Source organism: Ensifer sp. M14 (genome assembly GCF_003355565.1).
GTDB lineage: Bacteria > Pseudomonadota > Alphaproteobacteria > Rhizobiales > Rhizobiaceae > Ensifer.
This window is the reverse complement of the sequence record NZ_QJNR01000004.1, coordinates 2,907,507-2,932,124: the sequence shown is the minus strand read 5'-3', so window position 1 is coordinate 2,932,124 and position 24,618 is coordinate 2,907,507. Positions and strand designations below refer to the sequence as shown.

Below are 24,618 nucleotides of genomic sequence, written 5' to 3'. Positions count from 1 at the left end.
CGAAAGGGGCCGGCAATGCTGGCCGGCCCCTTTTGCTTTTATCTTAGGCAGTCTGGCGATCAGACCTGACCGGAGAAGGTGTCGCAGGCAGACATCTTGCCACTGTCGAAGCCGCGCTTGAACCAGCGCATGCGCTGTTCTGATGTGCCATGGTTGAAGCTTTCCGGGACGACATAGCCCTGCATGCGTTTCTGCAGCGTATCGTCGCCGATCTGGGTTGCGGCATTCAGCGCCTCTTCCAGATCGCCCTGCTCCAGGATCCCCTTCTGCTGCGTGTACTTGCCCCACACGCCGGCGAAGCAATCTGCTTGAAGCTCGACGCGTACCGACATCTGGTTGGCTTCAGTCTCGCTCATCGACTGGCGCATCTGGTTGAACTTCGGCAGCACGCCGATCAGGTTCTGCACGTGGTGGCCGACTTCGTGGGCAACGACGTAGGCCTGTGCAAAGTCGCCAGATGCCCCGAACTTCTGTTCAAGCTCGTCGAAGAAGCTCATGTCGAGATAGACCTTGCGGTCGCCAGGGCAGTAGAACGGGCCGGATGCCGCAGAAGCAAAACCGCAAGCCGAGCGTACGGAGCCGTTGAACAGCACCATCTTCGGCTCCTGATATTGTTCGCCGCTCGCCTGGAAGATGCCGTTCCAGGTGTCTTCCGTTTCGGCCAGAACCGTCGACATGAAGGCTTTCATCTCTTCTTCCTGCGCTGATCCGCGAGGGGCCGGCGAGCCGTCGCTCTGCTCGAAGCCCGGTTGGGCGACCGGACCGCCGCCACCGCCCAGCACTTGCAGCATGTCGATGCCCATGGCCTTCAGGATGAAATAGAGCACGACAAGAAAGATGATGGTGCCGAAGCTCATGCCGCCGCCGGCTCCACGCATGCCGCCGCCACCACCGGGCATGCGGAAGCCGCCACCGCGGCCGAATGGATTACCGCCCAGACCGCCGCCGGGGCTTGCCCCGCGCTGGTCCTCGACGTTTCCGGATTGGCGGCGGCCTTTCCATTCCATGATCTGTCCTCCCGGAGTGGGTCGATACGCAATATCGGTCAGATCATTTATATGTCGGGCCGAATGCAGTTGTAAAACGCAATCGGGCCCGCAAGGTTGCGATCATGCCAATCTTTTCGAGGACTTGCCGACACCGAAAAGGCGGCCATGTCGGATCGCCAGGACGGTTGCGGCAATCAGCAATGCAGCCAACGCCGCCGCCGTCGCTGCTGCCTGCCAGTTCGAAAGCCCGGAAAACAGGCTTGCGTGCATCAGCCGTCCCGGCAGCAACGTGAAGAGGCCGGCAACGACGATGCCGCCAAGATACATTCCGGCCACATGGCCGCGATGCGCGGCGATGTCGTGTCGCCGGGCAGCCGCAATCGCTTGCCTGCTTCCAAACAGCACATAGATCGACAGCAGATGAATAGGGCTGAAGTCGCCGACCAATTTGATTTCATGGATGAAGAACGTGGAGCATGCGGTCACGACCATCAGTGCAATCCAGATCTTGCCGAGCAACCTGTGCCAGCGCGTGCCTTTCGGACGGGCAAGCAGAAGAGCGCCAAGGATGGCAGCCGGAATGACGGTCGCGACGTGCAGCTGGACTGCGAAAGGTGCGTCGAGAAGCGGTGCAAGTGTCATGGGGAAATTTCTGCGCTGTTGATTTGCCCGAGCTTGCGGCAGTCTCCAGGCTGCGCTCAAATGCTTTGACTGGAACCAACGGAAAACTTCGTGAAACGCCTATTTCTGCAATCCACGCTTCGTGAGCTGCATGTTGTCGTCAAGGCGCCGCGCCTCTGGGCAACCTTTGCAGCTGTCGTACTGATCTTTTGGGTCACTGGCCCTTACGGCACCGCCGAGCGCCTTGCCGCGATACCGCGTCTCGGTTTTTGGCTCGTGCTGCATGCCGCCACCTGGGCGATCGCCATCGTTTCGGCTGTGCTTGCCAACGGTTTGCTGCGCGAAAGGGTAGGCTCCGGTTTCGTTCGCATGATGATCGGCGCGGCCGCGGCCTGCATCCCGATCGGCATCGTGACCTCTGCGATTGGCGCGGCGACATTTTCGATGGTCCCGACGGCAGCGGACGTCATGGCCGACATCGCAACGGGCCTGTTCCTGTCGCTTTCGTTCTGCGCCTTGACCTGGATGACGATGAATACGGAGGCTGCGTTGGAGTTTAACGACGCTGGTATCGCTGCAACGGCCGACGACGGCAGAAATCATGCGCCCGTCGAACCGGCTCCCAAGAAAGATACGACCCGCATACCGTTGCTGTTGCGCCTGAAGCCCGCCAATCGAGGTTTGCCACTGCATCTGACGGTCAGCGATCACTACACGGAAGTCACGACCACCGTCGGGCGTGAACTCATTCTGTTGCGCTTCACCGATGCTCTCGGGGAACTCGGGTCGGTGCCAGGTCTGCAGGTGCATCGTTCCCACTGGGTGGCGGACGCGCATGTCGTAGGCATCGTCCGTGATAACGGCCGCATCGCGATCCAGCTTGGCGGTGGAACCGAGGTGCCTGTCAGTCGCACTTACGCCGCCGTTGTGCGCCAGCGCTGGGGCTGATCTTTGTCTTAGATGGTGTGCTTGACCGTCCCTCGCTTTGACGCTCCTATTCGCCCCAGGGAAACTGGCGAGGGAGGCATGGTCATGAAGGCGTTGCGGCTCGAGGCGATCGGCAACCTGTTCGTGCGCGAGGTGGACAGGCCCTCGCCCGGCCCCGGTGACCTCCTGGTTCGCGTCGAAGCCTGCGGCATCTGCGGTACGGACCGGCACCTCCTGCATGGCGAGTTTCCGTCGACGCCGCCTGTCACGCTCGGCCACGAATTCTGCGGTATCGTCGAAGCCGTTGGCACGGATGTGAGCGATATCGCGATCGGTACCCGCATCACTGGCGACCCGAACATTTCCTGTGGTCGTTGCCCGCAATGCCGCGCCGGCCGCGTCAACCTTTGCCACGCCTTGCGCGCGATCGGCATCCACCGCGACGGCGGTTTTGCCGACTACGTGATCGTTCCGCGAAAACAGGCGCATGAAATCCCCCTCAGTCTCGATCCGGTGCATGGGGCGTTCTGTGAGCCCCTCGCCTGCTGCCTGCACGGCATCGATCTCTCCGGCATCCGGGCCGGATCGTCGGTCGTCGTTCTTGGCGGCGGAGTGATCGGCCTTCTGACGGTGCAGCTTGCCCGGTTGGCGGGTGCCACGACCGTTATCCTCTCGACGCGGCAGGCGACCAAACGCAGGCTCGCCGAGGACGTCGGCGCAACGGCAACCGTCGATCCCTCCGCGAGCGATATCATTGAAGCCATTGCCGGTCCGGCAGGACTCGTGCCCGGCGGCGTCGACGTCGTGATCGAATGTGCGGGTGTCGCTGAGACCGTGCGGCAATCGACGCGGCTTGCAAAATCGGGCGGCACCGTTGTCATTCTCGGCGTCATGCCGCAGGGAGAGAAGGTCGAAATCGAACCGTTCGACCTGCTCTTCAGGGAGCTGCGTCTGCTTGGTTCGTTCATCAATCCGTTCGTTCATAGCCGTGCCGCAGAGCTCGTCGCCTCGGGCGCGATCGAGATCGACAAGCTAATCTCGCGGCGCGTTTCGCTCGATGAAGCGACAAGCGTCATTGCGCATCCGCCTGCTGCCGGAGAGGTCAAGGTTCTGGTGGTGCCGGACCGGGTTTGACGCTTTCGATGCGGCTTTCGGGCGGCCATTCAATCCCTTGCGAAAGCGGATGCCGAAATATGTCGGCTTTCCTGTCGATTCCGGAATTTTCGGGGTTTCGCTTGCAGATACATTTGCCTATAAGCCGCTTCTAGCCTGAAAAGACCATCAATGCGTACCCGGCCGGTGACCTCCCACTTTGGCCGGTTTTTCGCGCAGCTAGAAACGGATGACCGACCATGCCGAAGCGCCAAGATATCAAATCGATCCTCATCATCGGCGCGGGGCCGATCGTTATCGGTCAGGCATGCGAGTTCGACTATTCCGGCACCCAGGCCTGCAAGGCGCTGAAGGAGGAAGGCTACCGCGTCATCCTCGTCAACTCCAACCCGGCAACGATCATGACCGACCCGGGCCTGGCGGACGCGACCTACGTCGAGCCGATCACCCCGGAAGTCGTTGCCAAGATCATCGCCAAGGAGCGCCCCGACGCGCTGCTGCCCACCATGGGCGGCCAGACTGCGCTCAACACCGCGCTGTCGCTGCGCCGCATGGGTGTCCTCGACCGCTACAATGTCGAAATGATCGGCGCCAAGCCGGACGCGATCGACAAGGCGGAAGACCGCGCGCTTTTCCGCGAAGCGATGGCGAAGATCGGCCTGGAGACGCCGAAGTCGCGGCTCGCCAACGCCACCGACATCAAGGATCACGACCGCAAGGTTCATGAAGCTGAACGCGCCGAACTGAAGAGCCGCCTTTCCGGCCCGGATCTCGACAAGGCGCTCGACGAACTGGAAAACCAGTGGAACCTCGGCGAAGGCGATCGCAAGCAGCGCTACATGAACCACGCGGTGGCAATCGCTGCGCAGGCGCTCGATGATGTCGGCCTGCCGGCGATCATCCGCCCGTCCTTCACGCTCGGCGGCACCGGCGGCGGCATCGCCTACAACCGTACCGAATTCTTCGACATCGTCAGCAGCGGCCTCGACGCATCGCCGACCACCGAAGTGTTGATCGAAGAATCGGTCCTCGGCTGGAAGGAATACGAGATGGAAGTCGTCCGCGACACCGCGGACAACTGCATCATCATCTGCTCGATCGAAAACATCGATCCGATGGGCGTGCACACCGGCGATTCGATTACCGTCGCGCCGGCGCTGACGCTGACGGACAAGGAATACCAGATCATGCGCAACGCCTCGATCGCGGTTCTGCGCGAGATCGGCGTTGAGACCGGCGGCTCGAACGTGCAGTTCGCCGTCAACCCGAAGGACGGCCGTCTCGTCGTCATCGAGATGAACCCGCGCGTTTCGCGCTCTTCGGCGCTCGCCTCCAAGGCAACCGGCTTCCCGATCGCCAAGATCGCGGCGAAGCTCGCCATCGGCTACACGCTCGACGAACTGGAAAACGACATCACCGGCGGTGCCACGCCGGCGTCGTTCGAACCGTCGATCGACTACGTCGTCACCAAGATCCCGCGCTTTGCCTTCGAGAAATTCCCCGGCGCCTCGCCAGTCCTGACCACGGCGATGAAGTCGGTCGGCGAAGTCATGGCGATCGGCCGCACCTTTGCCGAATCGCTGCAGAAGGCGCTGCGCGGCCTCGAAACCGGCCTCACCGGTCTCGACGAGATCGAAATCCCTGACATGGACGAGAACGGCGATGGCCGTAACGCCATCCGTGCGGCGATCGGCACGCCGACGCCAGACCGTCTGCGCATGGTGGCCCAGGCGCTGCGCCTCGGCATGAGCGAGGCCGAAGTTCACGAGGCGAGCAAGATCGACCCGTGGTTCATCGCCCAGTTCAAGGCGATCGTCGACATGGAAGCGCGCATCCGCGAGCACGGCCTGCCTGCCGATGCCGAGAACCTGCGCATGCTGAAGGCCATGGGTTTCTCCGACGCTCGGCTCGCGACACTCGGCGGCAAGCGCCCGAAGGAAGTGGCCGAACTGCGCAACGCGCTCAATGTCCGCCCGGTCTACAAGCGTATCGACACCTGCGCGGCCGAGTTCGCCTCGCCGACCGCCTACATGTACTCGACCTACGAGACGCCCTTCGTTGGCTCTGCCCGTTCCGAAGCCGAGGTTTCCGACCGCAAGAAGGTCGTCATCCTCGGCGGCGGCCCGAACCGCATCGGTCAGGGCATCGAGTTCGACTATTGCTGCTGCCACGCGGCCTTCGCCTTGAAGGATGCCGGCTATGAAGCGATCATGATCAACTGCAACCCCGAGACCGTTTCGACCGACTACGACACCTCGGACCGGCTCTATTTCGAGCCGCTGACAGCCGAAGACGTGATCGAGATCATGCGCGCCGAGCAGGAAAAGGGTGAGCTGGTCGGCGTCATCGTGCAGTTCGGCGGCCAGACGCCGCTGAAGCTGGCCGAAGCGCTGGAAAAGAACGGCATCCCGATCCTCGGCACTGCGCCTGACATGATCGACCTCGCCGAAGATCGTGACCGCTTCCAGAAGCTTCTGATGAAGCTCGACCTCAACCAGCCGAACAACGGCATTGCCTACTCGGTCGAGCAGGCACGCCTCGTTGCCGCCGAAATCGGCTTCCCGCTGGTCGTGCGTCCGTCCTACGTTCTCGGGGGCCGGGCCATGCAGATCATCCATTCGGAAAGCATGCTGCAGACCTACCTGCTCGACACGGTTCCGGGCCTGGTGCCCGAGGATATCAAGCAGCGCTACCCGAACGACAAGACCGGCCAGATCAACACGCTTCTCGGCAAGAACCCGCTGCTGTTCGATAGCTACCTGACCAACGCCACGGAAGTGGACGTCGATTGCCTCTGCGACGGCAAGGACGTTTTCGTCTCCGGTATCATGGAACACATCGAGGAAGCTGGCATTCACTCCGGCGACAGCGCCTGCTCGCTGCCGGTTCACACCCTCGATAACGCCATGGTCGACGAACTGGAGCGCCAGACGACGGCGCTTGCCAAGGCGCTCAATGTCGGCGGCCTGATGAACGTTCAGTTCGCGATCAAGGACGGCACCATCTACGTGCTCGAAGTGAACCCGCGCGCCTCGCGCACCGTGCCCTTCGTTGCCAAGACCATCGGCGCGCCGATCGCCAAGATCGCTGCGCGCGTCATGGCCGGCGAAGCGCTGGACGTCGCGATCGCCGCCTATGGCGAAAAGCCCGATCCACGCAATCTGAAGCACATCGCCGTCAAGGAAGCCGTGTTCCCGTTCGCCCGCTTCCCCGGTGTCGACACGCTGCTCGGCCCGGAAATGCGCTCGACCGGCGAAGTCATCGGCCTTGATACCGACTACGCGCTCGCCTTTGCCAAGTCGCAGCTCGGCGCCGGCGTCGATCTGCCGCGCGACGGAACGGTGTTCGTATCGGTCCGTGATGAGGACAAGACCCGCGTCCTGCCGGCGATCCGCATTCTGGTCGACATCGGCTTCAAGGTGATGGCGACCGGTGGCACCGCTCGCTTCCTCGGTGAAAACGGTATCGCCGCGATCAAGGTCAACAAGGTTCAGGAAGGTCGTCCGCATGTCGAGGACGCTATCCGCAACCGCCAGGTCCAGCTCGTCATCAACACCACCGACGGCAACAAGGCGATCTCGGACTCCAAGTCGCTTCGCCGCGCAACGCTGATGCAGAAGGTGCCCTACTACACCACCATGGCCGGCGCGGAGGCGGCGGCGCGCGCTATCAAGGCGCTCAAGGCTGGCAGCCTCGAGGTTCGTACGCTCCAGAGCTACTTCAAGGCCTGATTGGAGAAAAGCGACTGCGCGCATCCCCGGATGCGCGCAGTCTTAGCCTTTCGCCGAAGGCAGGCTGTCGCCGGCACGGCCTCTGAATGCGTCAACAGGCTTACCGGCAGGCGCTCCAGTCCAAGTCGCACGAGTGCGCAATCTCCCCTTCATGGTTGTGAACGCCAGCTGAACGTCGCGTTCAGCCTGCATTCGGCCGTCAGATGGTTAGATGCCCACATGCGCTCCCAAGCCGGAAACATCCGGCACTGCGCATGGGATGGGGCGACATCGTGCAGGTCTATTTCTTCGATTTGTACTGGGGCGACGAGCGGTTTGTCGACGAGGATGGCATCAGCCACTTCGACGAAGGTTCTGCGCTGTATTATGGTCAGCGGATTGCCGACAAGATCGGCCGCGATGCCGATTACGGATCTCTGAAGGTTCATGTGCGCTCAGGCAACGGCGAGCTGCTGGCGGTGATCGCGCCTTCCGATGGCCGTGGCCGTGAACAGGACGCTCTGATCGGCCGCCACAGGGTGGGCGTATTGCGCCGTCCCGTCGAAGCCGTCATCGCCCTGTCCACAGCCTGGTGATCAGTCAGCCGCCACGGGCCGTTGTGTCCGGGCCTTGGCGCGCGAGGATCTTCGGCCGCGCGCAAGCCGGACAGTCCTGATGCCGAAGAACAGCGATCCGACCGAAATCACGCAAGCAATGACGAAGACCGCCAGCAGCGCGTCGCGCATGACCGCCACCCGCGCACCTTCATCGAAGCCGCGCAGGTTGGCCGTCAGTCCGAAGACAGCCGCACCGATGGCATAACCGGCCGATTGCAGCGTCGGCAGCAGCGCCGATGTTTTGTCTCTTTCAGCCGTTGGCGACACATCCATCAGGAATTGGCTGAGGGTGCCCCAGCAGACGCCGAAACCGGCACCAATGGCAATCTGCCCGGCAAAGACCAGCCGAGGTTCGCCTGTTGCGATCGCCACCGTTAGCCCGATGAGACCGAGGCATAGAAGGAGGGGGCCTGCCGAGATCAGTCGCTCACGCGTTTCATGCGAGCGAAGGCTAGCAACCAGGATCGCCGTCAAGCTCCAGGACATCGCCATCAACGCGCTGGAGAAACCGGCCGCCGTTGGGCCGAAATCCCACAGGTGCTGCAGGCCGTAGACAAGGTAGACGGAACCGGAGGCCTGCGCCAACGGCATCAGCAGAATGATCCAGAGGCCGGTGCCGAGCGGACGTCCGATCGCAAAGGCCCCAAGCGGCAGGATCGAATGTTCGGAGCGACGGTCGAGGTGAACGGTATTGATGAGAATAGCGATCGCCACGACCAGCAGGGCCGCCATGGCAAATCCGTTCTGAAGCATGTTCGAAACCGAGATCAGCAATATGCCGAGCCCGAATGCCACCAACCGAAGAAGGGGAATAGATTGCGCGTTGCTCACCGGGGCCGACTGCCGCGGTACGATGGCAATGACAAGCGCGATGAAGATGGCGGCAGCGGGAATATTGACGAAGAACGCCGCGCGCCACGACCAATGTTCGGTGAGAAATCCTGAAATGAGCGGGCCGGCAAATGCCGCGCTCGCCCAGACGATAGCTTCGGCCCCGAAGACTTTCGGGACCAGTCGCGGCGGAAAGAGTTCAGGGATCAACGCATAACAAATGGCGGCGATGACGCCCTCGCCCAACCCTTGAAACAACCGTCCGACCAGAACCTGCGGCATGCTCGTTGCCAGCGTTGCAATCACGGTGCCAATGACGAACACAAGCGCTGCCGCGATCAGCGTGTTGCGGGCGCCGTAGCGCGCCTTGAGGTTGGCCGCCAGTGCGCCGCCGATGATCGCAAAGACAAGATAGAGCGTGAACGCCCAGGAGAGCAGTGCCGCTCCGCCAAACTCCTCGACTGCCGTTGGCAGCGCGGTCGAGATGAAGAACTCGTTGAAGGCAAAGAGCGCGACACCGAGGCAAAGCGTCACGGTTGCCGCCAGATGGTTGGGTTGCAACAACTCGCCCCAACGCCCCTCCGCTTCCGAATGCGGGTCGGATTGCCCAGCGTTGCGGCCGTCCTTTGTCATGCTCATCCTGTCATTTCCGTCTGTTCGTCGTTTCGGATATGGAACTGTTACGACCTCAACCGCGGTTGAGGTAAAGCCCAATTCTTGACGATGACGACTTTCTGAGAGCGCCTACAGGTTGCGTCCTGTGCGAAGGGGGCGGTGGATCATGGCGAAAAATCTGGCATTGGCGGTTTCCTTTCTGCTATAAGAACGGTTCGGATATTTCGGACGGTTCCGGCGCTGGCGCGCCGGAGACCGTTTTCTTTTGCGCTGGCGCCGCCCCCAAGCGGCGCCTCGTTCTTGATGAAGGACATTGAAATGGTCGACAAAGTGCCGATGACACAGGGTGGATTCGTCAACCTGCAGGAGGAGCTGCGCTGGCGCCAGCAGGAAGAGCGACCACGAATCATCGAGGCCATCGCCGAAGCACGCGCGCACGGTGACCTGTCGGAAAATGCCGAATACCATGCTGCCAAGGAAGCTCAGAGCCACAACGAGGGTCGCGTCGGCGAACTCGAAGACTTCATCGCACGCGCAGAAGTCATCGACCTCTCGAAGATGTCCGGCTCGAAGATCAAGTTCGGCGCCAAGGTGAAGCTTGTCGACGAGGACACCGAGGAAGAGAAGACCTATCAGATCGTCGGCGATCAGGAAGCGGACGTGAAGGCAGGACGCATCTCGATTTCGTCGCCGATCGCCCGCGCGCTGATCGGCAAGGAAGTCGGTGATTCCATCGAAGTGAACGCGCCAGGCGGTTCAAAGGCATACGAAATCCTCGCGGTAAACTGGGGCTGATTGCCCCTCGGGGCGACGGTTCCACCTCGCCCCAATCCGCTTCTTTCAAGACATTGGTTGTCGCATGCCCAAGGAGAGCGCTTCCGTGGCCGATATCCGGGACGTCGAGGTCATCGCTCCCAATTTCAAGCGGCGCCTCTCGGGCGTTACCTCGACCATTATCCAACTGATTCCGATCCAGCGCGCGCTGGGTCAGAAGATTGCGGTGCTTGGCCCGGGTCTTCCCGAGAGCCTGCCGTCGATCCGGTTTCTCGATCTCCTCCATCTCTGGAAAGCGCCTCAGGGCCGGCGTTGTCGCGTCTGGCACGCGCGCCGCAATGTCGAGATGTTGCCGGCGATCATCCTGCGCGACCTCTTGCGCATGAGGTTGAAGATCGCCTTCACCTCGGCGTCGCAACGCCGCCATACCGGCTGGAGCAAGTTTCTGATCGGACGGATGGATGCGGTGATCGCGACCAGTGGCAAGACCGCCGCCTATCTCGAAGTGCCGAACGACGTCATCCTCCACGGCATTGACACCAAGCGGTTCCGCCCTGCTGTCGACCCGGCTCAAGCGAAAACGGCCCTTGACGTCGACCCGGCGCAAAAGTTCGTCGGCTGCTTCGGACGGGTCCGCCGGCAGAAGGGCACGGATCTTTTCGTCGACAGCATGATTGCTCTCCTGCCCTGCCGCCCCGGCTGGAGCGCGATCGTTGCCGGCCGTGCCACTGGGCCGCACGTGGCGTTTGAAAACGAGCTCAAGGAACGCGTTGCAAAAGCCGGACTTGCCGAGCGTATCCTGTTCGTCGGTGAGCACACCAACATTCCGGACTGGTACCGGGCGCTTGATCTTTTCGTTGCGCCGCAGCGCTGGGAGGGTTTCGGCCTGACGCCGCTTGAGGCCATGGCCACGGGCGTTCCCGTCGTCGCCACGGATGTCGGCGCATTTTCCGAGCTGGTCGCAAGCGGCACGATGGAAACCGGCACGATCGTGCCGGCCGACAACCTTCAGGCCATGGTCGAAGCGACGGCCGCCTTCATGGATGATGACAGGCGGCGCACAGCGGCGGGTGCGAATGGCCTTGCACGCACCGCCACCTCGTTTGCGATCGAAGGTGAAGCCGGCGCCATCAACCGGGTGTACGAGCGGCTGATGCGCTGACCGCCGGCGCGGTCAGGCGGCTATTTCCTTGAGGCGAACAGCTTCATATAGGCGTCGGTGATTGCTTGCTTCGAGAACTGATTCATCAGCGTTTCGTGGCCGCGTTCCGCCAGGCGCAAGCCGAGTTGACGGTCGTTTGCGATGCGCTCGATGGCGCGGCCGAAACCCTCGGCATCGCCGATATCGACCATCAGGCCGTTTTCACCGTCACGCATGAACCATTGCGGACCTTCTGAGCGGCTGGAAACGACCGGCGTCCCTTGCGCCCAGGATTCGAGAACGACATTGCCAAGCGGTTCGTGGCTCGACGCCATGACGAAGATGTCGGCGGCGGCCAGGAACGGACGGACGTCTTTCTGCCACCCGGCGAAGCGAACACGGTTTGTCACACCGAGGTCCGCGGCAAGCTTTTCCAGGTTTTCGCGCTGCTCGCCATCGCCGATCAGCCATAGATGCACTTCCGGCACCTTTGCGATCGCCTCGATCAAGGTATGGAAACCTTTGCGCGGAACGAAGCGCCCCATCGACATCACCACCGGAACATTCTCCGGCGTGTCGAGCGTCGCGCGGTCGACGGCGGCGACACGTTCGGTGTTGGTGAAGTTGGAGATCACTTCGACATCGCGCTTCCAGCCGATGTTGCGCACATGTTCGGCGATACCCGGCGTGTTGCAGACGAGGCAGTCGGTGTTGCGGAAATAGTCGAGACGGAGCGGATAGTCGCCGAGCCGCGAGATCTTGATGCATCCCTTGTAGTTCGGCATCAGCCGGCTCGCGCGCGGCATCCACGCGAACAACGCGTCCGGCTTCTCGCGCCGCGCCATGCTGCTGACCTTCATCGGCAGCAGGATGCGGTCGAGCGAGAGGTTGCGGAAATTGCTTTCGACAATGCGGGTCGCGCGTTCGATGTCCTTGCGCCAGAGCCGTCCCGGACGAATGACGGCCGTCTGCTCGACACCGCGCTCAGCCAGGGAGTTGACGAGATGGACGAAAAAGCGCTCCGCGCCGCCGTCCTTGCCGAAGTGGTAGTGCATGACTTTCATGGGAACCTCACGGCTTGCGGCGCTGCCGATCCATGTCGTCATGGTTCGGATGGCGCTTCAGCGTGTGCCTCTGATAGATTTTTGCGGCGGTCAGGAATGCGTAGACGGCTCCGGTCATGGCCTCGATGAAGCCCGGAAAGCCGCAACGCCAAAGACCGTTGCGGAAGTAGAGACGATAGAAATAAAGCGGTGGGCTCGCCAGCATCTTGTATGGCCGCGGCGGCTTTCCGGCGGCGAACTGCTGATCGGCCTTCAGCGTCGAGTACTTGTTTTCCTTCAGAATCTGCTCGTCGATGACGAGCGGGCGATAGTGAAGCAGGCTGCCCTTGCGGGCGACGCCCACCTGGCCGTCCGGCACGATGCCCTCATGGACCTTCTGGTTGAGGTCATAGCGTCCCCTACCCTTGCGGATCAGGCGCAGATTGCGCCGTTCATGCACCCGCTCCGGCGTGTAGCCATAGCCGATCAGATAGGGGCGGCGCGCCACGCGCCAGCCGACGGTCTCGGCACTGGCATCGAGAAGCGAGGGCAGAAGCGCCTTTAGCGGTTCATCAAGACGCTCGTCGGAATCGATGTTGAAGCACCATGGCTGCGTGCATTGGTCCAGCGCGAACTGCTTCTGACCGGCATAGCCCCGCCATGGCTCGTGCATGAAGCGGATCGGCCAGCCCTTGTCGATGAAGGATTGCACGAGGGCAGCGGTACCATCCGTCGACCCTGAATCGACGATGACGATCTCGGCGCACTGCTCGAGGCTCTCGATGCAGTTACCGAGATAGGCCTCTTCATTCTGGCAGATGATGAAGGCGGAAAGCGGAAGTTTGCTCATGGATGACGCCACTCAACTCCGGTCGTGTCTGCGTTCTCCAAGGGAGCCTCGCTGCCGTTGCGGATCCTTAAAATCTCCGGATCCTAAATCTGGACAAGCCCGATATCCTTGACCTGACGAATGGTCAACATCGTGCGCACCGTATCGACCCGTTCGTTGGCGGTCAAAACCTCGATGACGAAATCCTGAAACGCCGTCAGGTTCTCCGCGACGCAGTGAAGCAGAAAGTCACTTTCCCCCGAGACGGTCCATGCCTGGCGCACGATCTGCCATTCGGCCGTTGCCGCGGCGAACGCCTTGAGGTCTGCCTCCGACTGCCGCTTCAGGCCGACCATGCAGAAGGCTACGAGGTCGAAGCCGAGCGCGGGCGCATTCAGAAGCGCGTGATAACCCTTGATAACGCCGGTTTCCTCAAGCTTGCGCACCCGTCTGAGACAGGGCGGCGCCGAAATGCCGACGCGTTGCGCGAGGTCCACATTGGTCATCCTGCCGTCACGCTGGAGCTCGCGAAGGATCTTGAGATCGATTGCGTCGAGCTCGACTTGTTTCGTCATGAAGGTTCGTCCTTTTCACAAAGTGACTTTGGCGTGGGGCAAAGCCTGGCAGGAGTATCTTTGTTTGGATTGCCGGTAGGTTATGGTCCCCGGGCCGATTGTGTCAGGTTAGCCACCGAGTTGTCCGATGGTCCGCCGTCCGTTCAGGCTGCATGGGATGATCGACATTGTATCTGTAGCCTCGTCTGAACCATGCACTGTCGCTGTGCAATCTTTCGCGACGCAGAGGCGCATGGAGGCGGTTCCGTTCCGCGTCCACGGCGAGGCAATTCTTCCGTCGTGAATTGACGCACGTGGCGAGTTCGCGGTCGAGCCAAACGCGGCTTGCATTCAACCCCATATGCCTCTCCAGCAAAGTGAATCCGCGTGAAATATCGCCAAACAGGTCGGACAACAAGCATCTGCACCCACTATTCGCGGGAAAAGCAGCGTTTAGCTATGCTCGGGTCGGCTTAACCGCATTTCGACAGCACGCGTGGAGAAGATCCGCCCGTGATCCGGAGGCTCTCGTCGCTCCTTGTCTTTCCGTCTCGTACATGAAGGAGTACTGATTTTAGATCGGCGGCATCGCTCTGTGGAGCTGTCTCGTCGACGGGATCCGCAGGAAATGGGAGGCGTGGCAGGTGTCGATAATCGACCACATCGACGGCAAGGCCTCCGTGCGAACCGAAACGGTTCCGTGTTTGCTGTGCGCTCGCTCCCACGCGTCACGGGTTATCCGTGCGCGTTTCGGAATGACCGCAATGGTCGCCGAGTGTGTTGACTGTCGCCTCGCTTACCAGACGCCGCGCCCGTCGCAGGAGGCTTGCATCGCCTATATGAATTGGCGGTGGTCGTCGGCGGGCGGCTACGTTACCGACAATCCTCACAAGCGCGATGTTGCCCGCAGTCAGATGGCGATTGTTTCGGCCCTGCATCCTTCGCCCGGGCATTTGCTGGATTTCGGCGCCGGATCGGGAACCTTCGTCAAGGCAGCCCTTGATGCGGGCTGGCAAGCCGCGGGCGTCAAACACAGTCCAGTCGCCGTGCAAAAGGCCAGCGACGATTATGGCTTAAACCTCTCGATGGACGTTCCCGACGGAAGGTTCGATGTCATTACTCTCTGGGACGTTATCGAGCACCTGAAGGATCCGCTCCCGCTCCTCACGCGTCTGAACGGTTGCCTGAAGCCGGGCGGCACGTTGATTGTTGAAACCGGAAACTACGAAAGCTGGATGCGCATAGCTCAGGGAGACCAATGGGGGCTCTATCTGCTCGACCACCACTATTATTTTTCACCAGCAAGCCTTGAGGAAACGCTTCACCGCGCCGGATTCGTGGATTTCCAGTTGCTGCCCGCAAAGTCTGTCAGGCCACGATGGCGGCGGCTTCTTCGTCGGCCGCTGAAAGCCGTCCGTTCGTGGCGCATCTGGAAGGAAGCGAGACGGACCTGGCCCGATCATGCCTGCATGCATGAAATGATTGCCGCAGTGAGGAGGCCCTCTTGAACGACGTGGCCGTCAAGCGAACGGGAATGCCTTGAGCAGCCTGTCGAGCGTTTCCGTGGAGGGCACGGCTGGCGCATAGTCTGTCTTTTGCATCACGGTCCGGGGAGCGACGACAAAGTCTCTGAAGTCGACAGGCCCCACGAGGTCGCGACCGCGGAAACTGGCGTAGTCCGCAAATTTGAAACGATCACCCTTGATCTCGCCATGTGGCTCCATCCAGCAGGACGGTATGCCATAGGCATCAGCGACAATCAGGCCGTGGAGGCTGCTTGAGACGACAAAGTCGGACGCTGATATCTCATTCGCAATCGTCTCGGGATCGCCGAGCAGATTGAGAATGCTCCAATGCTGTGGAAGGCAGTTTGCGAATTCATCGACAAAAGCTTGATGGGTTGCAAAGTGAGGAATGACCGTAGCGCTGCGGCGAGCCTGCTTCTTTGGCCACATCAGCGGCAACAGGATTGCCGGATCGCCGAGGGCGATGTCGTCGTGCGGCGCCACTTTCGCCCGGCTCAGCCTGCCGCGCACCGCATCGAACTTGAGCCGCTGTGGCCAGAGCGCGGGCGTATCTGAGTTCATGAAACCAGAACCCCAAACATGCAACGTTCGCCACGGCTTCCGTCGCAGGAACGTGTACCGCCCCGTCCGGTGCCTGCGGTAATAGGCATCGATGATGCTTCCGATCCCGATGAGTTCCGCGGACGAAGGCTTCACGTATTCGGGTTCTATCGCGAAGAAGTGACGGAGTATGTCCGCCATGAGATTGTCGCCGAAGTTCTCCGTTGACTGGCCGAACTGTCCCGCGACCGAGGCCGAGAACACCTTGATCTTACGCACTGCCCTTTTCCTTGCACACCTGTTGAAGCAGCGCCCGTCAGGAGCCGTTGCAGCCGACAATGACGATTGGCTTCGGCGTCGCTCGCCCGGAAAATTGCGCTCGTTCAATTGGAGAAGTGTACCATTGTCCATCGCAAGATCCGGCCATTGCCTGACGCCATCACGTGCTTGTGACTTGTGCGGCTGCGGTGCAAGCGGTGCAAAAATGCCCGATCTGGTGTCAAATCGCCTCACAGGGCTCAAGCACTTGTGTGTATTGCCGCTGCCGCCCTTGAAACTCCCCGGGGGGAATCCCTAAAGTATGGCACTATTTGCCCATGATGTAACGGAACCGGATATGGCCCCGCGGCCGCCCGGTGAGCGAAGGACAAGACCATGACTGCCCGCCACGTAAAAGTGCTGATCATCGGCTCCGGCCCTGCCGGTTACACCGCTGCCATCTACACGGCACGGGCGATGCTCGAACCGGTTCTGATCGCCGGCATGGAACAGGGCGGCCAGTTGATGATCACCACCGATGTGGAGAACTATCCGGGCTACGCCGATCCGGTCCAGGGTCCCTGGATGATGGAGCAGATGCTGAAGCAGGCGACGCATGTCGGTGCCGAGATCGTCAACGATCTGGTCACGGATGTCGACCTTTCCGTTCGCCCCTTCCGGGTCAAGACCGACAGCGGCAACGACTGGACGGCCGACGCCCTGATCATTGCCACCGGCGCCAAGGCAAAGTGGCTCGGGATCGAAACCGAGCCGACCTTCATGGGTTTCGGCGTTTCGGCCTGCGCCACTTGCGACGGGTTCTTCTATCGCAACAAGGATGTCATCGTCGTCGGCGGCGGCAATTCGGCGGTCGAAGAGGCGCTCTACCTCTCCAACCTTGCAAAGAGCGTGACGGTCGTCCACCGCCGCGATTCGTTCCGCGCCGAAAAGATCCTGCAGGAACGCCTGTTCGCCAAGCCCAACGTCAAGATCATCTGGGATCACGAAGTCGTCGAGTATCTGGGCACTGCCCCCAAGCCGCCAATGCCGGCGTCGGTCAATGGCGTCAAGCTGCGCAACACCAAGACGGGTGAATTGAGCGACATGGTGACGGACGGTGTCTTCGTTGCGATCGGCCACGCTCCGGCCGTCGAGTTGTTCAAGGGCAAGCTTCGGCAAAAGTCGAACGGCTATCTCTGGACGGCAGCTGATTCGACCGCGACGGACGTGCCCGGCGTTTTTGCCGCAGGCGACGTGACCGACGATATCTATCGCCAGGCGGTGACCGCTGCCGGCATGGGCTGCATGGCAGCGCTCGAGGCCGAGAAATACCTGGCGGGTCATATGCCCGTCGCAATTGCAGCCGAATAGAAGCTGCGAATCGGGAGGCATCCCGCAAGGAGCCTTTCCCGTGTGGGAACAGATACATCAGCCGCACCCGGAGGACATGATCCCGTCCCCCGGGGTGGTTTCATATGGGGGACTTCATGTCGCTGGATTGGGACAAACTGCGCATCTTTCACGCGGCGGCCGAGGCTGGGTCGTTCACGCATGCGGCAGACAAGCTCCATCTCTCTCAGTCGGCGATCAGCCGTCAGGTGAGTTCGCTCGAACAGGATGTCGGCATCAAGCTGTTCCACCGTCACGCACGCGGCCTGATCCTTACCGAGCAGGGCGAGATCCTCTACCGGACCGCGCATGAAGTGCTGATGAAGCTTGAAAGCGTCAAGGTTCAGCTGAGCGAAACGACGGACAAGCCGAGCGGCAAGCTGCGCATCACGACCACCGTTGGCCTTGGCCAGGGCTGGTTGACCGATAAGATCCAGGAGTTCATGTCGCTGCATCCGGACGTGCAGGTTCAGCTGATCCTCGACAACGAGGAGCTGGACGTGAACATGCGGCATGCCGATTGCGCCATTCGCCTGCGCCAGCCGCAGCAGTCCGATCTGATCCAGCGCAAGCTCTTCACTGTGCACATGCACGTCTACGCGGCGCCCTCCTACATCAACAAGCACGGCGAACCGCAGTCGCTTGACGACCTGGACAATCACCGCATCATTACCTTCGGTGAGCCAGCGCCGAACTACCTGCTCGACGTCAACTGGCTCGAAATCGCCGGTCGCGATTCCGACAACCCTCGGACGTCGCATCTGCAGATCAACAGCCAGACCTCGATCAAGCGGGCTTGCCTTCTCGGCATCGGCATAGCGATGCTGCCGGACTATATCGTCGGCCGCGACCCGGGCCTCATCCAGCTTCCGATCGCCGCCGACATTCCGTCGTTCGACACTTACTTCTGTTATCCCGACGAGATGAAGAACGCCGCCAAGCTCAAGGTTTTCCGCGACTATATCGTCGCGAAAGCCAGGAACTGGAGCTTTTGATGTCGATTGCGCCATTGCTCGTTTTGTGAGCAATTGCCAGGTATCGGCGTATCTATCTGATTTTTGGATGTAATTTCTATGGTGCGGCGCATTTTGTGCGCCGCACTTTGTCTTTTCGATGCAAAGTTGGGCAGTGATGCGCACATGACATGGCTGACATGCATATTAAATGATTGCTGCCCGCCCAAAAAAGCAGCATACCACCCTCAGCTGATGCATCTTTGGTGGCTTCTCCTCCCAGTGCCACCGCAGCAGCTGTTCCCCTCTGGAGGTTTTAATTACCTTCACAACTATAAGGGCCCAAGTCATCTTGTGGCCCTCTTTTTTTGTCTACTGTCTAGGACACGGGCGAGCCGTGACGAAATTCACAGCCGGCTATTGAAAGCCGGTCCTTCGCTTCCCATATCAAAATGCAGCTGATGCATTCTTGGTGGCTTTCTCCTCCCCGCCACCGCAGCAGCTGTTCCCCTCTGGAGGTTTTAATTACCTTCACAACTACAAGGGCCCAAGTTTTCTTGCGGCCCTCTTTTTTTGCCCATTTTCCCGTTCACGTCCCCAATTTCCCGTTCACGTCCTTGTGATTTGTATATCGATCATATCCGATACAATTATCGATAAACCACGATATGGCGATAAACGATGGATCGAGACGAAATCTTCAAGGCCCTGGCGCACCCCGCAAGAGTGAACATCCTTGCCTGGTTGAAAGAGCCGCAGGCGCATTTCCCGACGCAGGAGCATCCGTTTGAAATGGGTGTATGCGCCGGTCAGTTCGAGCGCTGCGGCCTGTCGCAATCCACCGTGTCCTCGCATCTCGCCATCCTTCAGCGCGCCGGCCTGGTGACGACCAAGCGTCTTGGCCAATGGGTCTTCTACAAGCGCAACGAAGAGACGATTGCCGCGTTCCTCAAGGACATCGGCAACCTGTGACTACCTCCTCCCAAAGACCAAACTGAAACCGAAAGGACCTGCAATGGCTACCCTCTTCGATCCCATTACCGTCGGCGACATCGCCTTGAAGAACCGCATCGTCATGGCGCCGCTGACGCGCAATCGTTCGCCGAAGGCCGTGCCCAACACGCTCAACGCCACCTATTACGAACAGCGCGCGTCGGCGGGCCTGCTGATCACCGAGGCAACCGCGATCACCCAGCAGGGGCAAGGCTATGCCGACGTCCCCGGCCTCTACACGCCGGAAGCGCTGGATGGCTGGCGCAAGGTCACAGATGCCGTGCATGCCAAGGGTGGTCGCATTGTCGTGCAGATGTGGCACGTCGGTCGCATCTCGCACGATACGCTGCAGCCGGGCGGCGGCAAGCCGGTGGCGCCTTCGGCGATCCGCGCCAAGTCCAAGACATATCTCATCAACTCGGACGGTACCGGCTCGTTTGCCGAAACCTCCGAGCCGCGTGCACTCGATATCTCCGAGCTTGATGGGATCGTCGAGGACTATCGCAAGGCGGCCCGGGCAGCCATCGACGCCGGCTTCGACGGCGTCGAAATCCACGCGGCCAATGGCTATCTCATCGACCAGTTCCTGCGTTCCGGCTCGAACGAGCGCACCGACGCCTATGGCGGCTCGATCGAGAACCGTGCCCGCTTCCTTTTCCAGGTGGTCGACGCCATCACATCGGAGATCGGAGCCGGTCGTGTGGGTATTAGGCTTTCGCCGGTGACGCCCGCTAACGACGCCTTCGATCCGGAGCCGCAACCGCTGTTCAGCTATGTCGTCAAGCACCTGGCCCGCTATCCCCTCGCCTATATCCACATCATCGAGGGTGCGACCGGCGGTCCGCGCGACCACCAGCAGGGTGAACGTCCGTTCGATTATGCTGCGCTGCGTGCCGTCTACGTTGCCGCCGGCGGCAAGGCCGCCTGGATGACGAACAATGGCTATGATCGCGATCTCGCGGCAGAAACGGTCAAGAACGGTGAGGCAGATCTGGTCGCCTTCGGTAAGCCGTTCATTGCCAATCCGGACCTCGTCGAGCGGCTGAAGGAGAACGCTGCCTTGAACGCGCCGGACCAGGCGACGTTCTATGGCGGTGGCGCCAAGGGGTATACCGACTACCCATCCCTTGAACAGGTTGCCTGACGTTCCCACATGCTCACATGCCCCGTCGCTCGACGGGGCATGTTTCCCTGGGAAGTCTCTCCATTCATGTCGTCTTCTTATTTCGAGAAATGGTCATTGCTGCCCGATGGCGAGGTGATCGTTACCCCCTCCAGTCATCTTTATCCCGTTCGCTATCGAAACGGTGCGGCGATGCTGAAGGTCGCTCACGACCCGGAAGAGAAGTTCGGCCGTCTGCCACTGGCCTACTGGAACGGGCAAGGTGCGGCGCGCGTGTATCAATCGGACGCTGACGCCGTTCTGATGGAGCGCACGGACAGTCAGAGAAACCTCTTTCATATGGCGATGACGGGAGGCGATGTGGACGTAACGCGCATCATCTGCCGCACCGTCGCCAGGCTTCATGCGCCGCGTTCGACCCCGGTTCCCTCAGATCTGGTCCCTCTCGACAAGTGGTTCGCCTCGCTCGAGGCGGCCGCTCCCGTTCATGGCGGCCTTTTTGCGCGGGCACTCGATGCGGCGAAAACCTTACTTGCCGATCCGGAACCGCCCGTCGTGCTGCACGGTGACGTTCACCACGCCAATATTCTCGATTTCGGCGATCGCGGCTGGCTGGCGATCGACCCGAAACGCGTTGTTGGCGACCGCGGTTACGACTATGCCAACCTGTTCTGCAATCCCGAACTGCCGCTGGTGACCGCGCCGGGCCGGCTGCAGCGGCATCTGCCCGTTGTTGCCGAGGAGACGGGGCTCCCGCCACGCCGGATCCTTCATTGGGTTCTTGCCTATGCCGGGCTTTCCGCCGCCTGGTTCCTCGAGGATGGTGATGATCCCGGCGTCGAAAGTGATCTGATCATGGCCGGCATCGCCATCGCCGAACTCGACCGCTAGGTTGCGCCCGTTTTCAATAGGATAACCGCGTAGGTGCAAGGCTCCGTGTCGTCGTTGCGAAAGACGCAATCCTGTGGCGCACCAAGCTCCAGGCAGTCTCCCTCGCCAAGGACATGTGTCTCGTTGCCCTCCACGAAGGTGAGGCGTCCGAGTTTCACCCATATCCATCGCCGATGAAAGGCATAGGCTGCGGCCGGGATCGGCACTTCCGTCCCTGCCGGAAGCTCGACCTCGACGAGGTCGAGCGGCTGGTCCGACATCGCCGAGACATGGCGGCGAAGATAGCCACTCTGCGGGTCGCGCCAAACCGGCTGGTCCTCGCGTCGCGACAGCCTGCCCTGGCTCATCTCGGCACGTGCAATCAGGCTCGACATCGTCAGGCCGAAAGCGCCTGCAAGTCGAGCCAGCAGCGTTGCCGTCGGGCTGCTGCCTGCGCGCTCGATCTTGTGGATCATGGTGCGGGAGACGCCGGACCGCGTGGCAAGTTCACTCAGCGACCAGCCGCGGATTTCCCTTTCGAGGCGGATACGCTCGCTGATGCGTTGATCGAGGCTGTACACTTTAGTATCCATCGCATACTTATATAGTGCACGAACATGTGGGGCAACATGCTGATCAGACAAGCAAAGGAAGATGACCTGCCGGTTATCTGCGAGATCTACAACGACGCGGTGGCCAACACGACCGCCATCTGGAACGAGACGATCGTCGATGTCGCCAATCGCTCTGCCTGGCTCAAGGCGCGAAGTGAAGCGGGATACCCGGTATTGGTCGCCATATCCGATGCTGGTGAAATCGTCGGCTACGCCTCCTTTGGCGACTGGCGGGCGTTTGATGGCTACCGGCACACCGTCGAGCATTCCGTCTATGTCCAAAGCGACAGCCGTGGCGGCGGTATCGGCCGCAAGCTGATGCTCGCCTTGATCGCCGAGGCCGAGCGGCTCGACAAGCATGTGATGGTGGCGGGGATAGAGTCGGAAAACACCGCTTCGATCCGGCTTCACCAGCAACTGGGTTTCACCGAGACCGGCCGGATGCGCGAAGTCGGAACGAAATTCGGCCGTTGGCTCGATCTGACCTTCATGCAGCTGGTGCTCACCACCGGCTCACCCGCTTGACGGAGCGGTTTTTCCGCAGCGCGCGAGATGCTATGTAGGAAGCTGGTCTGTTTCGGCGAAGCATTGTGAGCGACACGGTATGGGGAACGGCAGCTCGAAAAGTCTTGCGTTTGCTGTCCGAGCTCTGCTCGCGCTGCTGCTCGCGGTGACCATAGGGCGGCCGGATATTGCTTACGCCCGCATCGACGAATTGCCGGTGCGCGCCAAATGCATCTATGTCGGCCAATCGGCGACGGACCCGTCCAAATCACTCTGCGTCAGCAAGGAGAGCTTCGAGCGCGACGTTTGCGGCGTCATAGATCACTACGCCACAGCCAATGATCTGCCTCAGGCTTTTTTCGCACGCCTGATCTGGCGTGAAAGCCTGTTCCGTCCGAACGCGGTCAGCCCGAAAGGAGCCGAAGGCATCGCGCAGTTCATGCCGGGTACGGCGAAAATGCGCGGCCTTTCCAACAGCTTCGATGTCATTGCCGCCCTGGGGAAATCGGCCGAGTATCTCGGTGAGCTGAAGGCGCGCTATGGCAATCTCGGGTTTGCGGCTGCCGCCTACAATGCGGGCGAAAATGGGCTGGAGCGTTTTCTCGAGGTGGACTGGCTGCCCTCAGAGACGCGCAATTATGTGCTGGCAATCACTGCCTTTAGCGTCGAGGACTGGCGGGACAATCCGCCCAAGGTGCTCGATCTGACGCTCGACAAGAACAAGAATTTCCTCGAAGGCTGCGAGGCGCTGGCAAGCACGCGCCAGCTGCGCGAGATCGACGTGATCGACGAGGCGGAGTGGGCGCCCTGGGGCGTGCAGCTTGCAGCCCATTTTCAGAAGTCCATTGCGCAGCGGTTGTTCGTCAATGCCATCAAACGCCTGCCGGACCCTATCCGCAGCGAAAAGGCGCTGCTGCTGCGCGAACGCAACGCCAGCTTCGGCCGCCGCATTCGCTATGCCGCTCGCATCGGCCGAGACAGCCAGGCGGACGCCAATGCGCTATGCGCCACCATCCGGAAAAACGGTGGCGCCTGTCTGGTTTTCAGGAACTGACTGCCATCTTGGCAGGCGCCAACGCCTCACCGGCTTCAATGTATCCGGCGGTCTGCGGCAGGCAGCCAAGGGACTTCAGGGTTTTCGTCACGGCTTCATCGATCGGCGTATGCGGCTCCTCACCGAATAAGGCCAGCAGCCGGTCGTTCGGCATCTGCAGCGGTTGGCGCCAGAGGTAGCGCATCTTGCGCAACTCGCGAAACAGCGGCACGACGGGAGACGCCAACGTCACCAGCCACCATGGAAAGGCGCGTGCGGGAAGGTTTTTCAATCCAGCCGCACGCGCTATGGCGGCAACCATCTTCGTGCCGTCGTCATCGACGAAACCGCGCATATGGTAGACGGAGAAGGCCGGCAGATCCTCGGCGCGCTCGATCAGGCGGATCATCGTCTCGGCCACGTCGGGCAAATAGGCCCATTGATGCGCAATGCCCTTCTTTCCGGGGTAGCTGACGGCGCTCAGCGGCTTGCCCGGCTTCACCAGCCCTTGCGAGAACCAGTTGTTGGCCGCGTCGGGACCAAAGAAATCCCCTGCCCGCAGGATGATCACGCCGACACCGGCGTCCGACGCAGCCTTGAGCTGAAGCTCCATCTCTTTGCGGATCATGCCCTTGTCCGTATGCGGGTGCTGAGGGCTGTCTTCGGTCAGCACAGGGAAGGCATCGGGGCCGAAATTGTAGATTGTTCCAGGAAGAAGAATGCGAGCACCTTCCGCTTTTGCAGCGGCAATGGTGTTGTCGAGCATCGGCAGCACCAGCTGACCCCAGTTGCGGTAGCCGGGTGGATTGACGGCATGGACGATCAGTTTGACGCCTTCGGCGGCGGCGCGTACGTCCCGTTGCTTCATCGCGTCACCCTCGATCCATTCATACATGGGCGCCTTCTGGGCAGCCTTGGCGACATTTCGGTTGAGTGCGCGCACTTTCCATCCGCGCTGGCTGAGGCCGCGAGCAACGGCACTACCGATGCCGCCGGTCGCGCCCAATACCAGTACTGTTCTTGCCTTTTCCAGATTGTCGGTCATTGCGTG

Annotated in this window: 23 protein-coding genes; 14 read left to right on the top strand and 9 right to left on the bottom strand. The window is 61.0% G+C overall.

The annotated features are described in order from the left end of the window. Positions 1–59: 59 nt before the first annotated feature. Positions 60–1,007 (bottom strand): neutral zinc metallopeptidase, encoded by a 948-nt coding sequence (locus BLJAPNOD_RS14070; RefSeq protein WP_115420252.1) that lies wholly within the window; start codon positions 1,005–1,007, stop codon positions 60–62. A 102-nt stretch (positions 1,008–1,109) separates the two neighbouring features. Further along, positions 1,110–1,631 carry a DUF2306 domain-containing protein gene (locus BLJAPNOD_RS14065; protein ID WP_115420251.1) on the bottom strand — a complete coding sequence of 174 codons (522 nt, stop codon included), beginning with the start codon at positions 1,629–1,631 and terminating at the stop codon, positions 1,110–1,112. 90 nt (positions 1,632–1,721) lie between these two features. On the opposite strand from BLJAPNOD_RS14065, the gene BLJAPNOD_RS14060 reads away from it, so the two are divergent. From BLJAPNOD_RS14060 to BLJAPNOD_RS14045, 4 genes are all read left to right on the top strand, one after another. Beyond that, on the top strand, positions 1,722–2,558 hold the full coding sequence (locus BLJAPNOD_RS14060; protein WP_115420250.1) for a LytTR family DNA-binding domain-containing protein: 837 nt from the start codon (positions 1,722–1,724) through the stop codon (positions 2,556–2,558). An 84-nt stretch (positions 2,559–2,642) separates the two neighbouring features. After that, positions 2,643–3,671 (top strand): zinc-dependent alcohol dehydrogenase family protein, encoded by a 1,029-nt coding sequence (locus BLJAPNOD_RS14055; RefSeq protein ID WP_115421293.1) that lies wholly within the window; start codon positions 2,643–2,645, stop codon positions 3,669–3,671. Between the two features lie 218 nt (positions 3,672–3,889). Next, complete coding sequence (gene carB, locus BLJAPNOD_RS14050; protein ID WP_115420249.1) at positions 3,890–7,381, top strand: carbamoyl-phosphate synthase large subunit; 3,492 nt, start codon at positions 3,890–3,892, stop codon at positions 7,379–7,381. 254 nt (positions 7,382–7,635) lie between these two features. Beyond that, positions 7,636–7,956: a hypothetical protein gene (locus BLJAPNOD_RS14045; RefSeq protein WP_199565940.1), complete on the top strand. Its 321-nt coding sequence runs from the start codon at positions 7,636–7,638 to the stop codon at positions 7,954–7,956. Here the strand turns inward: BLJAPNOD_RS14045 and BLJAPNOD_RS14040 are convergent, their stop codons facing one another. After that, positions 7,957–9,447, bottom strand: a complete 1,491-nt coding sequence (locus BLJAPNOD_RS14040) for an MFS transporter (RefSeq protein WP_115420248.1) — start codon at positions 9,445–9,447, stop codon at positions 7,957–7,959. A 294-nt stretch (positions 9,448–9,741) separates the two neighbouring features. Here BLJAPNOD_RS14040 and greA point away from each other — a divergent pair, with 294 nt between their 5' ends. Together greA and BLJAPNOD_RS14030 are read left to right on the top strand one after the other, a co-directional pair. Next, the gene (gene greA / locus BLJAPNOD_RS14035; protein ID WP_077503904.1) at positions 9,742–10,218 is read left to right on the top strand and encodes a transcription elongation factor GreA; all 477 of its coding nucleotides are present in this window, start codon (positions 9,742–9,744) and stop codon (positions 10,216–10,218) included. An 85-nt stretch (positions 10,219–10,303) separates the two neighbouring features. Continuing rightward, positions 10,304–11,359: a glycosyltransferase family 4 protein gene (locus BLJAPNOD_RS14030; RefSeq protein ID WP_115420247.1), complete on the top strand. Its 1,056-nt coding sequence runs from the start codon at positions 10,304–10,306 to the stop codon at positions 11,357–11,359. 20 nt (positions 11,360–11,379) lie between these two features. On the opposite strand, the gene BLJAPNOD_RS14025 is transcribed toward BLJAPNOD_RS14030, so the two are convergent. The 3 genes from BLJAPNOD_RS14025 to BLJAPNOD_RS14015 all read right to left on the bottom strand — a co-directional run bounded on the left by BLJAPNOD_RS14025 (position 11,380) and on the right by BLJAPNOD_RS14015 (position 13,785). After that, the gene (locus tag BLJAPNOD_RS14025) at positions 11,380–12,402 is read right to left on the bottom strand and encodes a glycosyltransferase (protein ID WP_115421291.1); all 1,023 of its coding nucleotides are present in this window, start codon (positions 12,400–12,402) and stop codon (positions 11,380–11,382) included. Positions 12,403–12,409: 7 nt separating this feature from the next. Continuing rightward, the gene (locus BLJAPNOD_RS14020; protein ID WP_115420246.1) at positions 12,410–13,231 is read right to left on the bottom strand and encodes a glycosyltransferase family 2 protein; all 822 of its coding nucleotides are present in this window, start codon (positions 13,229–13,231) and stop codon (positions 12,410–12,412) included. 83 nt (positions 13,232–13,314) lie between these two features. After that, positions 13,315–13,785 (bottom strand): Lrp/AsnC family transcriptional regulator, encoded by a 471-nt coding sequence (locus tag BLJAPNOD_RS14015; RefSeq protein WP_053247447.1) that lies wholly within the window; start codon positions 13,783–13,785, stop codon positions 13,315–13,317. A 734-nt stretch (positions 13,786–14,519) separates the two neighbouring features. Here BLJAPNOD_RS14015 and BLJAPNOD_RS14010 point away from each other — a divergent pair. Next, on the top strand, positions 14,520–15,272 hold the full coding sequence (locus BLJAPNOD_RS14010) for a class I SAM-dependent methyltransferase (RefSeq protein WP_147294548.1): 753 nt from the start codon (positions 14,520–14,522) through the stop codon (positions 15,270–15,272). A 12-nt stretch (positions 15,273–15,284) separates the two neighbouring features. On the opposite strand, the gene BLJAPNOD_RS14005 is transcribed toward BLJAPNOD_RS14010, so the two are convergent. Further along, positions 15,285–16,109 (bottom strand): polysaccharide pyruvyl transferase family protein, encoded by an 825-nt coding sequence (locus tag BLJAPNOD_RS14005; protein ID WP_158556126.1) that lies wholly within the window; start codon positions 16,107–16,109, stop codon positions 15,285–15,287. 375 nt (positions 16,110–16,484) lie between these two features. On the opposite strand from BLJAPNOD_RS14005, the gene trxB reads away from it, so the two are divergent. The 5 genes from trxB (at position 16,485) to BLJAPNOD_RS13980 (ending at position 21,437) form a co-directional block, all read left to right on the top strand. Continuing rightward, a complete protein-coding gene (gene trxB / locus BLJAPNOD_RS14000; protein WP_115420243.1) occupies positions 16,485–17,459 on the top strand; it encodes a thioredoxin-disulfide reductase in 975 nt (324 codons plus the stop codon). 116 nt (positions 17,460–17,575) lie between these two features. After that, on the top strand, positions 17,576–18,472 hold the full coding sequence (locus BLJAPNOD_RS13995) for a LysR family transcriptional regulator VtlR (protein WP_077503906.1): 897 nt from the start codon (positions 17,576–17,578) through the stop codon (positions 18,470–18,472). A 639-nt stretch (positions 18,473–19,111) separates the two neighbouring features. Continuing rightward, positions 19,112–19,402, top strand: a complete 291-nt coding sequence (locus BLJAPNOD_RS13990; RefSeq protein ID WP_115420242.1) for a metalloregulator ArsR/SmtB family transcription factor — start codon at positions 19,112–19,114, stop codon at positions 19,400–19,402. Between the two features lie 43 nt (positions 19,403–19,445). Further along, a complete protein-coding gene (locus BLJAPNOD_RS13985) occupies positions 19,446–20,567 on the top strand; it encodes an alkene reductase (RefSeq protein WP_115420241.1) in 1,122 nt (373 codons plus the stop codon). Between the two features lie 66 nt (positions 20,568–20,633). Beyond that, complete coding sequence (locus BLJAPNOD_RS13980; RefSeq protein ID WP_115420240.1) at positions 20,634–21,437, top strand: aminoglycoside phosphotransferase family protein; 804 nt, start codon at positions 20,634–20,636, stop codon at positions 21,435–21,437. Here the strand turns inward: BLJAPNOD_RS13980 and BLJAPNOD_RS13975 are convergent. Then, positions 21,434–22,009 carry an XRE family transcriptional regulator gene (locus tag BLJAPNOD_RS13975; protein WP_115420239.1) on the bottom strand — a complete coding sequence of 192 codons (576 nt, stop codon included), beginning with the start codon at positions 22,007–22,009 and terminating at the stop codon, positions 21,434–21,436. The genes BLJAPNOD_RS13980 and BLJAPNOD_RS13975 overlap by 4 nt on opposite strands. A gap of 36 nt (positions 22,010–22,045) precedes the next feature. Between BLJAPNOD_RS13975 and BLJAPNOD_RS13970 the strand changes: the two genes are divergently transcribed. Both BLJAPNOD_RS13970 and BLJAPNOD_RS13965 read left to right on the top strand, forming a co-directional pair. Beyond that, complete coding sequence (locus tag BLJAPNOD_RS13970; protein WP_115421290.1) at positions 22,046–22,555, top strand: GNAT family N-acetyltransferase; 510 nt, start codon at positions 22,046–22,048, stop codon at positions 22,553–22,555. Between the two features lie 79 nt (positions 22,556–22,634). Next, positions 22,635–23,588: a lytic transglycosylase domain-containing protein gene (locus tag BLJAPNOD_RS13965; protein WP_115420238.1), complete on the top strand. Its 954-nt coding sequence runs from the start codon at positions 22,635–22,637 to the stop codon at positions 23,586–23,588. Here BLJAPNOD_RS13965 and BLJAPNOD_RS13960 read toward each other — a convergent pair. Further along, positions 23,578–24,612, bottom strand: a complete 1,035-nt coding sequence (locus BLJAPNOD_RS13960; RefSeq protein WP_115420237.1) for an SDR family NAD(P)-dependent oxidoreductase — start codon at positions 24,610–24,612, stop codon at positions 23,578–23,580. The genes BLJAPNOD_RS13965 and BLJAPNOD_RS13960 overlap by 11 nt on opposite strands. Between the last annotated feature and the right edge of the window lie 6 nt (positions 24,613–24,618).

Bases quoted from the DNA above. Each gene is read 5' to 3' on its own strand.
- BLJAPNOD_RS14070 (WP_115420252.1), bottom strand. From the start codon at position 1,007: ATGGAATGGAAAGGCCGCCGCCAATCCGGAAACGTCGAGGACCAGCGC.
- BLJAPNOD_RS14065 (WP_115420251.1), bottom strand. From the start codon at position 1,631: ATGACACTTGCACCGCTTCTCGACGCACCTTTCGCAGTCCAGCTGCAC.
- BLJAPNOD_RS14055 (WP_115421293.1), top strand. From the start codon at position 2,643: ATGAAGGCGTTGCGGCTCGAGGCGATCGGCAACCTGTTCGTGCGCGAG.
- carB (WP_115420249.1), top strand. From the start codon at position 3,890: ATGCCGAAGCGCCAAGATATCAAATCGATCCTCATCATCGGCGCGGGG.
- BLJAPNOD_RS14045 (WP_199565940.1), top strand. From the start codon at position 7,636: ATGGGATGGGGCGACATCGTGCAGGTCTATTTCTTCGATTTGTACTGG.
- BLJAPNOD_RS14040 (WP_115420248.1), bottom strand. From the start codon at position 9,447: ATGAGCATGACAAAGGACGGCCGCAACGCTGGGCAATCCGACCCGCAT.
- greA (WP_077503904.1), top strand. From the start codon at position 9,742: ATGGTCGACAAAGTGCCGATGACACAGGGTGGATTCGTCAACCTGCAG.
- BLJAPNOD_RS14025 (WP_115421291.1), bottom strand. From the start codon at position 12,402: ATGAAAGTCATGCACTACCACTTCGGCAAGGACGGCGGCGCGGAGCGC.
- BLJAPNOD_RS14020 (WP_115420246.1), bottom strand. From the start codon at position 13,231: ATGAGCAAACTTCCGCTTTCCGCCTTCATCATCTGCCAGAATGAAGAG.
- BLJAPNOD_RS14015 (WP_053247447.1), bottom strand. From the start codon at position 13,785: ATGACGAAACAAGTCGAGCTCGACGCAATCGATCTCAAGATCCTTCGC.
- BLJAPNOD_RS14010 (WP_147294548.1), top strand. From the start codon at position 14,520: ATGACCGCAATGGTCGCCGAGTGTGTTGACTGTCGCCTCGCTTACCAG.
- trxB (WP_115420243.1), top strand. From the start codon at position 16,485: ATGACTGCCCGCCACGTAAAAGTGCTGATCATCGGCTCCGGCCCTGCC.
- BLJAPNOD_RS13995 (WP_077503906.1), top strand. From the start codon at position 17,576: ATGTCGCTGGATTGGGACAAACTGCGCATCTTTCACGCGGCGGCCGAG.
- BLJAPNOD_RS13990 (WP_115420242.1), top strand. From the start codon at position 19,112: ATGGATCGAGACGAAATCTTCAAGGCCCTGGCGCACCCCGCAAGAGTG.
- BLJAPNOD_RS13985 (WP_115420241.1), top strand. From the start codon at position 19,446: ATGGCTACCCTCTTCGATCCCATTACCGTCGGCGACATCGCCTTGAAG.
- BLJAPNOD_RS13980 (WP_115420240.1), top strand. From the start codon at position 20,634: ATGTCGTCTTCTTATTTCGAGAAATGGTCATTGCTGCCCGATGGCGAG.
- BLJAPNOD_RS13975 (WP_115420239.1), bottom strand. From the start codon at position 22,009: ATGGATACTAAAGTGTACAGCCTCGATCAACGCATCAGCGAGCGTATC.
- BLJAPNOD_RS13970 (WP_115421290.1), top strand. From the start codon at position 22,046: ATGCTGATCAGACAAGCAAAGGAAGATGACCTGCCGGTTATCTGCGAG.
- BLJAPNOD_RS13965 (WP_115420238.1), top strand. From the start codon at position 22,635: ATGGGGAACGGCAGCTCGAAAAGTCTTGCGTTTGCTGTCCGAGCTCTG.
- BLJAPNOD_RS13960 (WP_115420237.1), bottom strand. From the start codon at position 24,612: ATGACCGACAATCTGGAAAAGGCAAGAACAGTACTGGTATTGGGCGCG.